Source organism: Saccharothrix hoggarensis, from assembly GCF_052936025.1.
This window is the reverse complement of sequence record NZ_CP193624.1, coordinates 305,177-318,116: the sequence shown is the minus strand read 5'-3', so window position 1 is coordinate 318,116 and position 12,940 is coordinate 305,177. Positions and strand designations below refer to the sequence as shown.

11 protein-coding genes are annotated in these 12,940 nt (G+C 72.3%); 8 read left to right on the top strand and 3 right to left on the bottom strand.

Features of this window, described 5'->3' with window-relative positions; all coding sequences use genetic code 11:
* Positions 1-59: 59 nt before the first annotated feature.
* On the bottom strand, positions 60-1,118 hold the full coding sequence (ssd, locus tag ACRAKH_RS01640; protein WP_447009575.1) for a septum site-determining protein Ssd: 1,059 nt from the start codon (positions 1,116-1,118) through the stop codon (positions 60-62).
* A gap of 479 nt (positions 1,119-1,597) precedes the next feature.
* Here ssd and ACRAKH_RS01635 point away from each other — a divergent pair, with 479 nt between their 5' ends.
* From ACRAKH_RS01635 to murQ, 6 genes are all read left to right on the top strand, one after another.
* Positions 1,598-2,410, top strand: a complete 813-nt coding sequence (locus ACRAKH_RS01635) for an HAD-IB family hydrolase (RefSeq protein WP_380727888.1) — start codon at positions 1,598-1,600, stop codon at positions 2,408-2,410.
* A gap of 671 nt (positions 2,411-3,081) precedes the next feature.
* Complete coding sequence (locus tag ACRAKH_RS01630; protein WP_380727891.1) at positions 3,082-4,812, top strand: glycoside hydrolase family 3 protein; 1,731 nt, start codon at positions 3,082-3,084, stop codon at positions 4,810-4,812.
* Positions 4,813-4,817: 5 nt separating this feature from the next.
* Positions 4,818-6,086, top strand: a complete 1,269-nt coding sequence (locus ACRAKH_RS01625) for an exo-beta-N-acetylmuramidase NamZ family protein (protein WP_380727893.1) — start codon at positions 4,818-4,820, stop codon at positions 6,084-6,086.
* 13 nt (positions 6,087-6,099) lie between these two features.
* Positions 6,100-7,746 carry a serine hydrolase domain-containing protein gene (locus ACRAKH_RS01620; protein WP_380727895.1) on the top strand — a complete coding sequence of 549 codons (1,647 nt, stop codon included), beginning with the start codon at positions 6,100-6,102 and terminating at the stop codon, positions 7,744-7,746.
* Positions 7,747-7,855: 109 nt separating this feature from the next.
* Positions 7,856-8,773: a MurR/RpiR family transcriptional regulator gene (locus ACRAKH_RS01615; RefSeq protein ID WP_380727897.1), complete on the top strand. Its 918-nt coding sequence runs from the start codon at positions 7,856-7,858 to the stop codon at positions 8,771-8,773.
* Positions 8,770-9,705, top strand: a complete 936-nt coding sequence (murQ, locus tag ACRAKH_RS01610; protein ID WP_380727899.1) for an N-acetylmuramic acid 6-phosphate etherase — start codon at positions 8,770-8,772, stop codon at positions 9,703-9,705. The genes ACRAKH_RS01615 and murQ overlap by 4 nt, the downstream gene beginning before the upstream one ends.
* On the opposite strand, the gene ACRAKH_RS01605 is transcribed toward murQ, so the two are convergent.
* Positions 9,674-10,123, bottom strand: coding sequence for an Lrp/AsnC family transcriptional regulator (locus ACRAKH_RS01605; RefSeq protein ID WP_201438208.1), 450 nt, complete (start codon positions 10,121-10,123; stop codon positions 9,674-9,676). The genes murQ and ACRAKH_RS01605 overlap by 32 nt on opposite strands.
* Before the next feature lie 107 nt (positions 10,124-10,230).
* Here ACRAKH_RS01605 and ACRAKH_RS01600 point away from each other — a divergent pair, with 107 nt between their 5' ends.
* Both ACRAKH_RS01600 and kynU read left to right on the top strand, forming a co-directional pair.
* Positions 10,231-11,046 (top strand): tryptophan 2,3-dioxygenase, encoded by an 816-nt coding sequence (locus tag ACRAKH_RS01600; RefSeq protein ID WP_380727901.1) that lies wholly within the window; start codon positions 10,231-10,233, stop codon positions 11,044-11,046.
* Positions 11,043-12,173: a kynureninase gene (kynU, locus tag ACRAKH_RS01595; protein ID WP_447009574.1), complete on the top strand. Its 1,131-nt coding sequence runs from the start codon at positions 11,043-11,045 to the stop codon at positions 12,171-12,173. The genes ACRAKH_RS01600 and kynU overlap by 4 nt, the downstream gene beginning before the upstream one ends.
* Before the next feature lie 3 nt (positions 12,174-12,176).
* Here the strand turns inward: kynU and ACRAKH_RS01590 are convergent, their stop codons facing one another.
* Positions 12,177-12,902, bottom strand: coding sequence for an oxidoreductase (locus ACRAKH_RS01590; RefSeq protein WP_447009573.1), 726 nt, complete (start codon positions 12,900-12,902; stop codon positions 12,177-12,179).
* Positions 12,903-12,940: the final 38 nt, after the last annotated feature.

Sequence of the window (12,940 nt, the reverse complement as noted above, 5' to 3'; positions counted from 1 at the left end):
TTCGGACAACCGGCACGGCCGGCGCCGACAACGCCGCGGGCGGCCGGAACCGAAGGTGGTCACCTGGCATGGAGGGCTGCCAGGACTTCGCGCGCCGCACGGGCCAGCGGGCCTCGGGCGCGGGAGGGGAAGCGGCCCTCGTCCAGCGTGGTGGCCAGGCGGGGCTCGGAGCGCATGGCGGTGAGGAGCGGGACGCCCACCGCGTCGACCACCTGGCTCGCGGTCAGGCCGCCGGGGGCCGGGCCGCGGATCACGGCGCGCAGCCGCACGCCCCGCGCTTCCGCCTGGTCGACCAACGGCTTGGCCGCCATGCACGCCTTGACGTCCGCCGGCACGACGAGCACCGCGAGGTCGGCTCGGTCCAGCGCCGCGCACGCCGCCGGCGTCAGGCGGCGCGGGAGGTCGCACACGACCGTGCCACCGGCCCGCCTGCCCGACTCGACCACGGCGACCACCGCGTCGGGTTCCGGGTCGGGGCCCGATCGGCCGCACGACAGCACGGTGAGGCCGCCCCGGCCGCCGGTGCGACCGGGCAGCGCCGAGCGGAGCGCCGCGACCGGCACGCGACCGCCGGTGAGCTGCAACGTGGGCCAGCGCAACCCTTCCTGCCGTTCGGCACCCAACGTCAGGTCGAGGCCGCCGCCCAACGGGTCGCAGTCGACGAGCAGCGCGTGGCCGCCCGCCGCCAGCACGGCCTGCCCCACCGCCACCGCCAGCACGGACGCGCCCGCACCGCCACGCGCGCCGAGCACGGCGAGCACGCGGCCGTCACCCGCCGGACCGCCCTCGGCGGCGTCGGCCAGCACGGCGCGCAGGCGCTCGTGGTCGGCGGGCAGCTCCAACACCTGCTCCGCGCCCAACGCCAGGGCACGCCGCCACGTCGCCGGATCGGGTGGACCGGCGCCGACGACGAACACCGCCGCCCTGCGCGGGAAGCCCTCGGCCTCGCACGCGACCACGGCGGCCTCGTCGAGCACCACCGCGGGCGCGCCGTGCCAGGGACCGCGCAACGCCGCCACGTCGACCACGCGCTCCACCTCGCAGCCGGCCACCGCCGCCGCGTGCAGCACCTCGTCGACCAGACCTTCGTCGGCCACCAGGGCCACCGGTCGCTCCATGCCGTCCTCCCCGTTCTCGATCTACGGGTTCCACGGTGTCGAGCGGTGAGGAAGCACACAACGGTTCATGATCAACATGTGGACAAGTCGGCAACCTGTGGACAACTCGACCCACGGACAGCGGCAGCGGACGTTCGAGGAGCCGTCGGCACGCACACGGCGACAGAACATCGGAGGCTGATGCAAGAAGGGGAGCAAGCGGCGCGGAGGTCCAGCGCGACGTCCCGCAAAACCGACCCCGGACATGGGACGACCCCCGCCAGGGGGGAGGGACGGGGGTCGTCATTGGTTCAGTCCCGGGGGGTCGGACTGAACCTGTCCGGTCGAGCCGGACGCGTCTACTGTATCCCCACAAGACGCGCTCATGCGTGTCTTCCGTTGAGTGGACGCGGAAAATTCGGCGGACCGCACACCAATTTCGTAAACCACCGAACCGGCGTTGGCGGCCGACCGCCACCCCACCGCCTTAAGCTGGACCGGTGACCGAGCACGCCACCGAAGGCAGTCGCGTCGCCGCGTTCTTCGACCTGGACAAGACCGTCATCGCCAAGTCGAGCACGCTGGCGTTCAGCCGGCCGTTCTTCCAAGAGGGCCTGATCAACCGGCGTGCGGTGCTCAAGAGCGCCTACGCGCAGTTCGTGTTCATGCTGGCGGGCGCCGACGCCGACCAGATGGACCGGATGCGCTCGCACATCACCGCGCTCTGCGAGGGCTGGGACGTCGAGCAGGTGCGCTCGATCGTCGAGGAGACGCTGCACGACATCGTCGACCCCCTCGTCTACAAGGAGGCCACCCAGCTCATCACCGACCACAAGGCGGAGGGCCACGACGTGGTGGTGGTGTCCGCCTCCGGCGAGGAGCTGGTCGCGCCCATCTCGACGATGGTCGGCGCGACGCACAGCGTCGGCACGCGGATGGTGGTCTCGACGGGCCGCTACTCGGGCGAGGTCGACTTCTACTGCGCCGGCGAGAACAAGGCCATCGCGATCAAGCAGCTCGCCGAGCAGCACGACTACGACCTCAGCCGCTGCTACGCCTACTCCGACTCGATCACCGACCTGCCGCTGCTGGAGGCCGTCGGCCACCCCACGGTGGTCAACCCGGACCGCGCGCTGCGCAAGGTCGCCGCGCAGCGCGGGTGGCCGGTGCTGACGTTCTCCGACCCGGTGTCGCTGCGGGCCCGCATCCCCCGCCCGTCGGGCACGGCGGTGGCCGTCACGGCCATCGGTCTCGGCGCCGCGACGGCCGCCGGCGTGGCCTGGTACGGCCTGCGCAGGCGGCGTCGGAGCTGATTCACCCGCCCTCCCCCCGGACGGCGGTGTCAACGACGTCGAACCAACGTGAAACCCCTGTCACGACAGCGGTTCCGCTACTGAACGTCGCTTGACCGGTGCACCCCATCGAGCCCTTGCCGTGCCGCCGAACACGCACTACAAAGGAAGTGCGGACCTCGGGTCGGCCAGGGACGAAGCGGAAGAGAAGCAGCGTCCACCCCGGCAGAGCTCCGTGCGCGGACTTCGAGACACCCACGCGCAGCACGCCGCGGGAGGCTTGTCGTCTAGGGCCTGCGTACCGGGACGCCGGACGCCGAGGCCAGGTCGGTACGACACGAGTTGCACGCTTGGTAACTCGAAAGTCCGCGCTGTCGACGGTGGGCCCCTCACATCGAGGGGCCCACCGTCTGTCTGTGCGCGCCCGCCCGCCCGCCCCCGCACCCCCGACCTGACCCGATGTCCGCCCCGAAGCAGCCCGAAGGCGGCTCCACCGCGCCCCGGCAAGCCCTGGCCACGGCGCCGGCCCCGTGATAACGCCCGATCGGGTGACGAGCGGAGCGCCCGGTTCTGTCGGCGCCCCCGAGCACAATGCCCACGCAGAGCAACCCGTTGACCCGCTCTTGTGACGTGGGTAACTTGCCGAATGCCGTCACTAAGTGGTGGAAGATTTCCCAGCGTGGGAGGCCGCAGTGCTCCGTCCGCTCGTCGTCGTCGCCGTGGCCGCGGCTTCCGTCGTGGCATCACCCGCCCATGCCGCACCACCGGACCAGACCGGCCCGCCCGGAGCCGAGCGCGTCGCCTCGATGCTCGCGGGCATGTCGCTGGAGCAGAAGGTCGGCCAGCTGTTCGTCACCTACCTGCACGGCCAGTCGCCGGACGAGGCGCACCCCGGCAACCTGCGCGACTTCGGCGTGGCCACGCCCGCCGAGGTGGTCGCGAAGTACCAGCCGGGCGGCGTCATCTACTTCAACAACTCCAGCTACGACAACATCGACACGCCGCGGCAGATCGCCGCGCTGTCCAACGGCCTCCAGCGGGCGAGCGACATCCCCCTGGCCATCTCCATCGACCAGGAGATGGGCATCGTCACCCGCATCGGGCCGCCCGCGACCCAGTTCCCCGGCAACATGGCGCTGGGCGCCGGTCGCAGCACCGCGGACGCCGAGCGGGCCGCCGAGATCACCGCTCGCGAGCTGCGGGCGATGGGCGTCAACCAGAACTTCGCGCCGGACGCGGACGTCAACTCGAACCCGGTGAACCCGGTCATCGGGGTGCGCTCCTACTCCAGCGACCCGGCGCTGGCCGCCGAGATGACCGCCGCCCAGGTGCGCGGCTACCAGGGCCGCTTCCTCTCGCCGCACGCCGTGAGCGCGACCGCCAAGCACTTCCCCGGCCACGGCGACACGGCGGAGGACAGCCACACCACGCTGCCGAAGGTCGACCGGACCGTCGAGGAGTGGGAGCGGCTGGACGCGCCGCCGTTCACGGCCGCCATCGCCGCGGGCGTCGACTCGATCATGACCGCGCACATCCGGATGCCGAAGATCGACCCGTCGGGTGAACCGGCGACGTTGTCCAAGCCGGTCCTCGACCTGCTGCGGGACAAGCTGGGCTACGACGGCGTGGTCATCACCGACTCGCTGGCGATGGCGGGCGTGCGGCAGATGCACCCCGACGCCGAGATCCCCGTGCTGGCGCTGAAGGCGGGCGTCGACCAGCTGCTCATGCCGGTGAAGCTGGACGTCGCGGTGAACAGCGTCCTCGCCGCCGTGCGCGGCGGCGAGCTGACCGAGGAGCGCATCGACCGGAGCGTCCTGCGGGTGCTGCGGATGAAGTTCCAGCGCGGCATGCTGAACAACCGGCAGGTCGACCTCGACCAGGTCGCCTCCCGCGTCGGCACGCCCGAGCACCTGGCCGAGGCGCGGCGGATCACCGACCGCACCATCACCGCCGTCCGCAACTCCGCCGGCGTGCTGCCGCTGGCCGCCAAGCCCACCGCCGCCCTCGTCACCGGCTGGGGCGAGACGACGACCCGCACCCTGGCCACCGCGCTCGGCGGCACGGCCCTGCCCACGGGCGCGGCCCCGACCGCGGCCCAGGTCAACGCCGCCGTGCAGGCGTCGGCCAACGCGGACGTGGTCGTCGTGCTCACCAACGGGCTGTCCCAGCAGGCCGCGCAGCAAACCCTGCTGACCAGGCTCCTCGCCACCGGCAAACCCGTCGTGGCGGTCGCCGTGCGCAACCCGTACGACGTGGCCCACACGGCCGCGCCGACGTGGTTGGCCACCTACTCCTACGGCCCGGTCTCGATGGAGTCCCTGGCCGCGGTGATCACCGGCGAGGTCGCGCCGACCGGCAAGCTGCCGGTCGCGGTGCCCGGACCGACTCCGTACCCCTTCGGCCACGGCATGGGTTGGTGACCTTCATGGACCGCAGACACTTCCTCGCCGGCGCGCTCGCCGTCCCCGCGCTCGGCGCCCTCACCCCGGGTACCGCCGGCGCGACCGGGAACCCGGACAACCCGGAGCACCCGGACCGGCCGCGCACCATCGACACCGGGGCCGAGCAGCTGGCCCAGGACGGCTGGCGGCGGTTCGCGGGCCACAAGGTCGGCGTGGTCACCAACCCGACCGGCGTCCTGCGCGACCACACCCACATCGTCGACTCGATGGTGGCCGCCGGGATCGCGCCGGTGGCCGCGTTCGGCCCCGAGCACGGCTTCCGCGGCACGGCGCAGGCCGGCGGCTCGGAGGGCAACTACCTCGACCCGCGCACCGGCATCCCGGTCTACGACACCTACGGCGCGAGCACCGCCAAGATCGCCGGGATGATCGCCAAGTCGGGTGTCGACACGCTCGTGTTCGACATCGCGGACATCGGCGCGCGGTTCTACACCTACATCTGGACCATGTACGCGGTGATGCAGGCCGCCGCCGCGACCGGCGTGCGGTTCGTCGTGCTCGACCGCCCCAACCCGGTCGGCGGCACCGCCCGCGGGCCGCAGCTCGACCCGGCCCACGCGACGTTCGTCGGCCGCAAGCCGATCGTCCAGCAGCACGGCATGACGATCGGCGAGCTGGCGCGGCTGTTCGACGGCGAGTTCCTGCCGACCGACGGCGGCCGGGTGAGCAGCCTCGAGGTGGTCGACGTCAGAGGCTGGAAGCGGGACGACCTGCACTCCGGCCTCCCGTGGGTCCCGCCGAGCCCCAACGTGCCGACGCACGACACCGCGCTCGTCTACCCCGGCACGTGCCTGTTCGAGGGGTTGGTGTTCTCCGAGGGCCGCGGCACGACCCGCCCGTTCGAGACGATCGGCGCGCCCGGTCTGGACTGGCGGTGGGCCGAGGACCTCAACGCGCTGGGGCTGCCCGGCGTCCGGTTCCGCGAGACCTACTTCACGCCCACGTTCAACAAGTTCGCCAACAAGCTGTGCGGCGGTGTCGCCCTGCACCTCACCGACCCGCACGCCTTCGACGCGCCGCGCACCGCGGTCGCGATGATCGTCACGGCGAAGGCCCGCTACCCGCAGGTCTTCGCGTGGCGGCCGGACCACTACATCGACAAGCTCAGCGGCTCGGACCGCCTGCGGCGCATGGTGGACGCGGGCGCGGGCGCCGACGAGGTGGTCGGCGCCTGGGCCGACGAGCTCGCCGCGTTCGAGGCCACCCGCCGGCCGTACCTGGTCTACCGGTAGAGGGAGAACGGCGATGCGCATCCCTGCCCTGCTGATCGCGACGACGATGCTGTTCACCACGCCGGCGCACGCCGAGGGCCGCGAGGCCCGGTTCGACCGGCCGCACGAGGGCTGGGCGAGCAGCGTGCTCCGACCGGGTACCCCCGAGCACGTGGGACTCGACCCGGCCCCGCTGGACGCCGCCCTGGCGCAGGTCCAGCGCTACACCGTGCCCGACGCGAGCGGCCACCCGCTGTTCGCGGGCGCCGTCACGCTGTTCGCCCACGAAGGCGCCGTGGTGACGCACGAGCCGACGGGGTGGGCGGTCCGCTACTCCGACGGGGCCGGCACCGAGCTGCCCGAGGCGCAGCGGGTGCCGATGGCGCCGGACACGATCTTCGACCTGGCGTCGATCTCGAAGCTGTTCACCTCGATCGTGGTGATGCGCCAGCACGAGCTGGGCCGGTTCGGGCTGGACGACCCGGTGGCGCGGCACCTGCCGGAGTTCGGCGTCAACGGCAAGGGGTCGATCACGGTCCGGCAGCTGCTGACCCACACCTCCGGGCTGGTGGCGTGGCTGCCGCTGTGGTCGCAGTACCCGGACGTCCCGTCGCGGATCAAGGCCGTGATGGACACCAAGCCGCGCAGCGCGCCGGGCACGACGTACCTGTACTCGGACCTCAACCTGATCACGCTCGGCCTGCTGGCGGAGAAGTGGTCCGGCAAGAAGCTGGACGAGCTGGTCCGCGACGACATCACGGCGCCGCTCGGCCTGGTGGACACCGGCTACAACCCGCCTGCCGCCAAGCTGGACCGGGTCGCGGCGACCGAGTACCAGGCGGGCCGGGGCATCATCCGGGGCTCGGTGCACGACGAGAACGCCTGGTCGCTGGGCGGGGTGGCGGGCCACGCGGGCGTGTTCTCCACGGCGCCCGAGCTGGCCGTGCTCGGCCAGGCGATCCTCAACGGCGGCGCGTACGGCGACCGGCGCATCCTGGAGGAGGCCACCGTCGAGCTGATGCTCACGGACTTCAACCAGGCGTTCCCCGGCAACTCGCACGGGCTGGGCTTCGAGCTGGACCAGCGCTGGTACATGGGCGCGCTGACCTCGCCGAGGTCCGCCGGCCACACCGGCTACACGGGCACCACGCTGGTCCTGGACCCGCTGTCGCGGTCGATCGCGATCCTGCTGACCAACCGGGTGCACCCGAGCCGGAACTGGGGCTCGATCAACCCGGCGCGGCGCGCGGTCGCGAACGGCCTGGCGCAGGCGATGGCCGTGCGGCCGCACCGCGGCACGGCGCTGACGCCGCAGTCGGACGGCGGCACGGTCACCACCCGTGACCTCGAACGGCGCGCGGACCGGCAGACGTTGTCGTTCTGGGCGTTCGTGGACCTCGACGCGAGCGACAAGGTCGTGGTCGAGGCGACCGACGACGGCACGACGTGGCGCCAGGTCCACGTGCTGGCCGGCTACGGGGAGCGGCGGTGGCACCGGGTCGAGGTCGGCACGGAGTCGGCGCTGAAGTTCCGCTGGCGGTACGACCGGGGCACGGGCTACGACGGCCGCGGCGTGTACGTGGACGCGGTGCGCGTGACCGACGAGCAGGGCGCGCTGTTCGACGCGGAGCAGGAGCCGACCGGTTTGGACGCCGAAGGGTGGCGAGCCGTGGACCGTTAGTGACATGCCGACTTCTCCCTCCCACCAAGGGGGGAGATTCGGTCACGGTTGGGGTGAGTTACTCCCACCCTGCGTTGACCGTGCGTTGAGCGGTTAGTAAGTTTCCCACGTGTCCACCGAAAGTTCCGCCGACTCCAGTCCCCTGGTCAAGATCCGTTCCCTCCTGCCGGGCCTGGCCCGGGCGGAGCAGCGGGTGGCCAAGGTCGTGCTGGACAACCCGGCCACCGTCGCCCACCGCAGCATCACCGAGGTCGCCGAGGCCGCGGGCACCAGCGAGACGACGGTGACCCGGTTCTGCAAGGCCATCGGTGTCGGCGGCTACCCGGAGTTGCGGATAGCGCTGGCCGCCGACACGGCCCGCACGTCGATGCGCCCCGACCGCGACCTGGGCGGGGACATCGGCCCGGGCGACGACCTGCGCCAGGTCGTCGGCAAGGTGGCGTTCGCGGACGCGCGGGCGGTCGAGGAGACAGCCGAGCAGTTGAACGTCGAGACGTTGGAGGCGGTGGTGGAGGCAGTGGCGGGTGCGCGCCGGGTCGACGTCTACGGCTTCGGCGCCAGCGCGTTCGTCGCGTTCGACCTCCAGCAGAAGCTTCACCGCATAGGGCGAACCTGCTTCGCCTGGAACGACACCCACATCGCGCTGACGTCCGCCGCCGTGCTCACGGGGGCGGACGTCGCGGTGGGCATCTCGCACACCGGCTCCACGTCGGAGACGGTCGAGGCGCTGCGGGTGGCCAAGGAGCACGGCGCGACCACGGTCGCGCTGACCAACTTCCCCCGCGCGCCGATCAGCGAGGTCGCCGACCACGTGCTGACCACGGCGGCGCGGGAGACCACGTTCCGCTCGGGCGCGATGGCCAGCCGGATCGCCCAGCTCACCGTGATCGACTGCCTGTTCATCGGCATCGCCCAGCGGCACGTGGACAGCGCCAAGACGGCCCTGGAGGCCACGTACGACGCGGTCTCGGGGCACCGCCTGGGGGCGCGACCGGATGGCAGGCGACGTCGGGAGTCCGCTAAATGACGACGAACCGGAACGATGTCGCGGTCCGGGTGGAGTCCCCCACCGAGGCCAGGAACCCGCGGACCGAGGACATCGACCGGCTCTCGACGCTGGACGTGCTCCGCCTGATCAACGCCGAGGACCAGCTGGTCCCGGCCGCCGTGGCCGCCGTGCTGCCCGAGCTGGCCCGCGCGGCGGACCTCGCCGTCGGCGCCCTGCGCTCGGGCGGGCGGGTGCACTACGTCGGCGCGGGCACGTCCGGCCGGCTGGCCACGCTGGACGCCGCCGAGCTGGTGCCGACGTTCAACGCGCCGCCGGACTGGTTCGTCGCGCACCACGCGGGCGGCCGGGAAGCCCTGGTCAACGCGGTGGAGAACGTCGAGGACCGCGGTTCGGACGGCGCCGCCGAGATCCGCAGGCACGCGGTGGCGGGCGACCTGGTGGTGGGCGTGACGGCGTCCGGCCGCACGCCGTTCGTGGTGGCCGCGCTGGAAGAGGCCCGCACGATCGGCGCGCACACCGTGCTGGTGTCCAACAACCCGATCGGGTCCGCGCCGGTCGACGTCGACGTGCTCATCACCGTCGACACCGGCCCGGAGGCCATCGCGGGCTCCACCCGGATGAAGGCGGGCACGTCCCAGAAGCTCGTGCTGACGTCGTTCTCGACCGCCGTCATGGTGCGACTCGGCCGCACGTACTCGAACCTGATGGTGTCCATGCGCGCCACCAACGCGAAGCTGCGCGGCCGCACGGTCCGCATCCTGCGCGAGGCGACGGGACTGGGCGAGCAGGAGTGCACGACCGCGCTGGCCGACGCGGGCGGCGACCTGAAGGTGGCCCTGGTGCACCTGCTGGCCAACGTGCCCGCGGCCCGCGCCGCGGAGGCGCTGGAACGCACCCAGGGGCACGTCCGGCTGGCGCTCAGCCGGCTAGCACCGGACGCCACGGGATAGGCGTCGACAGGACCATCGCGCTGGACGTCTCGCCGTAGCCGCCCAGCCGCACCAGCAACCGCTCCAACTCGCTGATCGACGTGGTCACGACCTTGACCACCGAGCAGATGTCGCCGGTCAGCCGCACCACCTCCACCACCTCGGGGCAGTCGTCGAGCAGCTCCGGGTGCACGGTGATGCACCGCGGGCCGTAGCACTTCATCCGCACCAGCGCGACCACCGACCTCCCGACCGCCGTCGGGTCGACGGTCGCGCGGTAGCCCGTGATGACGCCCGCGTTCTCCAGCCGCCGGACCCGTTGCGCGACCGTCGGCGGCGACACGTGCACGCGCCGCGCCAGCTCGTTGTACGAGAGCCGCGCGTCCTCCTGCAGCGCCTCCAGCAGCGCCCAGTCCACGCCGTCCAATTCGATGCTCACGATCACAAACCTACAAGGCCTGGCCGATTGACGGTCATAAGAACTTTCCGGCTGAACATCATTCGTCACCCATTCAGATCACTCCAACGCGCGGTCATGATGAAGGCATGACTTGTCCGGTCGCACCCAAACTCGACTTCGGCGGCACGACGCCCTACGAGGACTACGTGCACGCCTCCGTGCTGCACTCGCTGCAGCAGCAGTGGTCCAAGGACCCGCGTGAGATGTCGTTCCTGGTGATCACGCAGGTCATGGAGCTGTACTTCGGCCTGCTGTGCTTCGAGTGGCGGCAGGCCAAGAAGGAGCTGCGCGCCGACGACCTGCGCGCCGCCGTCCGCACCCTGCGCCGCAGCGACCTGCACATGCAGGCCCTCAACGCGGCGTGGCGGCCGATCGCCCGGATGACGCCCGCCGAGTTCAACTCGTTCCGCGACGCCCTCGGCGAGGGCTCCGGCTTCCAGTCCGGCCGGTACCGCGAGGTGGAGTTCCTGCTCGGCGAGAAGTCCCGGTCGATGCTCGTCCCGCACCGCGCCGTCCCGCAGCAGCACGACGCGCTGGAGAGGCTGCTGCACGAGCCGAGCCTGTACGACGACGTGCTCGCCGCCCTGCACCGCCAGGGCCTGCCGATCCCCGAGGACGTGCTGGAGCGCGACGTCAGCGAGCCGTACGAGCCGAACGCCGGGGTGGAGGCCGTGTGGGCCGACGTCTACCGCGGCGGGTCGAGCGACCTGCTGGAGCTCGGCGAGGCGTTGACCGACATCGCCGAGGAGTTCGCCCGCTGGCGCTACGACCACCTGCTCGCCACCCGGCGCTCGATGGGGGCGAAGACCGGGACCGGGGGCTCGGCGGGGGTTGCGTGGTTGGAGAAGCGGACGCGACGCTCTGTCTTCCCGGAACTGTGGACGGCCAGGAGTCACGTATGACGCGCATGCCCGACCCGTTGGCGCACACCCGCGAGCTGTTCGACCTGGACGACGACGTCGTCTACCTGGACGGCAACTCGCTGGGCGCGCCGCCGAGAGCCGTCGCCGAACGGGTCCAGGACGTCGTCCGCCACCAGTGGGGCCGCCGGCTCATCCGGAGCTGGGCGGAGGGCTGGTGGGAGGCGCCGGAGCGGGTCGGCAACCGGATCGGGCGGCTCATCGGCGCCGGGCCGGGCCAGGTCATCGTCGCCGACTCGACCAGCGTGAACCTGTTCAAGGCGCTCATGGCGGCGGTGCGCAACACCGACCGCGCGGAGATCGTCGTGGACGAGGGCACGTTCCCGACCGACGGGTACATCGCGCGGTCCGTGGCGGAGCTGACGGGGCTCGCGCTGCGGCCCGCGCCTCCAGAGGACCTGGACCTGCGGGACACGACGGCCGTCGTGCTGCTGAACCACGTCGACTACCGCACGGGCCGGCTGCTGGACATGGCCGAGGTGACCGAGCAGGTGCACGCGGTGGGCGCGAAGGTGGTCTGGGACCTGTGCCACAGCGCGGGCGTGCTGCCGATCGAGCTGGACGCGCTCAACGTCGACCTCGCCGTCGGCTGCACGTACAAGTTCCTCAACGGCGGGCCGGGCTCGCCCGCGTTCCTGTACGTGCCGAAGCACGCCCAGTCGACGTTCGAGCAGCCGCTGACGGGGTGGACCGGGCACGAGGTGCCGTTCGCGATGGCCGCGGAGTACACGCCGGACCCCGGCGTCTCCCGCGCCCGCGTCGGCACGCCGGACATCATCTCGATGCTCGCGCTGGACGCCGCGCTGGACGTGTGGGACGGCGTGGACCTCGCCGACGTGCGGGCGAAGGGCCTGGCGCTCACGGCGCACTTCCGCGGGCTGGTCGAGGACCTGCCCGGCATCGAGGTGATCACCCCGGCCGACGACCGGCGCGGCCACCAGGTGTCGCTGCGGCACCCGGAGGCCGGGCGGATCATGGACCAGCTCGTCGAGCGCCAGATCCTGGGCGACCACCGCCCGCCCGACGTGCTGCGCTTCGGCTTCGCCCCGCTCTACAACACGTTCGAGGACGCCGAACGCGCCGCCGCCGTCCTGAAGGAACTCCTCTAGCGCCTACGTGGTGGCGGCGTCGGCGATGCCGCGGGCCTCGCGCGCACCGGCTTCCAGTGCCTCGCACCAGAACAGGAGCCAGCGCGTGACGCCCTCGGCGTCGCCGGTGGAGAAGCCGTGCAGGGCGGACGCGTAGTCGTTCTGCCGGCGCAGGCACATCACCTCGGGCACGCCGAGCGACTTCGGGTCGAGCCCGGTGGCGATGGAGGCCAGGCGGGACGCGGCGCGGGCCACCACGCCGTTGGCCGTCTCGAACGGCGACAGCGTCATCAGCTCGCCGTGCACGACGGCCACCAGCACCGGGCCGGGGGCGGACGTGCCGCCGGTGACGAGCTGCGCCAGCAGGTCGAGCCGCTCGGACACCCCGGCCGCAACCCGCGGCCGGCCCAGCTCGCCGCCCAGGTCCGCGCCCGCCAGGACGTGCAGCTTCGCCAACGCCTGCAACGGCGCCCGCTGCCACGTCGGCAGCACGACGCCGAGCGCCTCGGCCACGCGCAGCGCGCCGGCCAGCACCGGGTCGGTCACGGAGCCGTCGGTCGGGATGGCGGTGGGGCCGCCGTCGAGGGCCGCCGACGCACGCGCGGCGCGCACGGACGCCTCGGCCGCGGTGGTCGCCCAGCCGCGCAGGTTCACCCGGTGGCGGTGCACCTGGAACACGGCGTCACGTGCCGCTTTGACGGCGTCGGCCACACCGGGCAGGTCCAGCAGCGGGGCAAGCGGATCGGTCACGCCGGAGCACACTACTCGTCGGTAAGTGGCTATTTGAA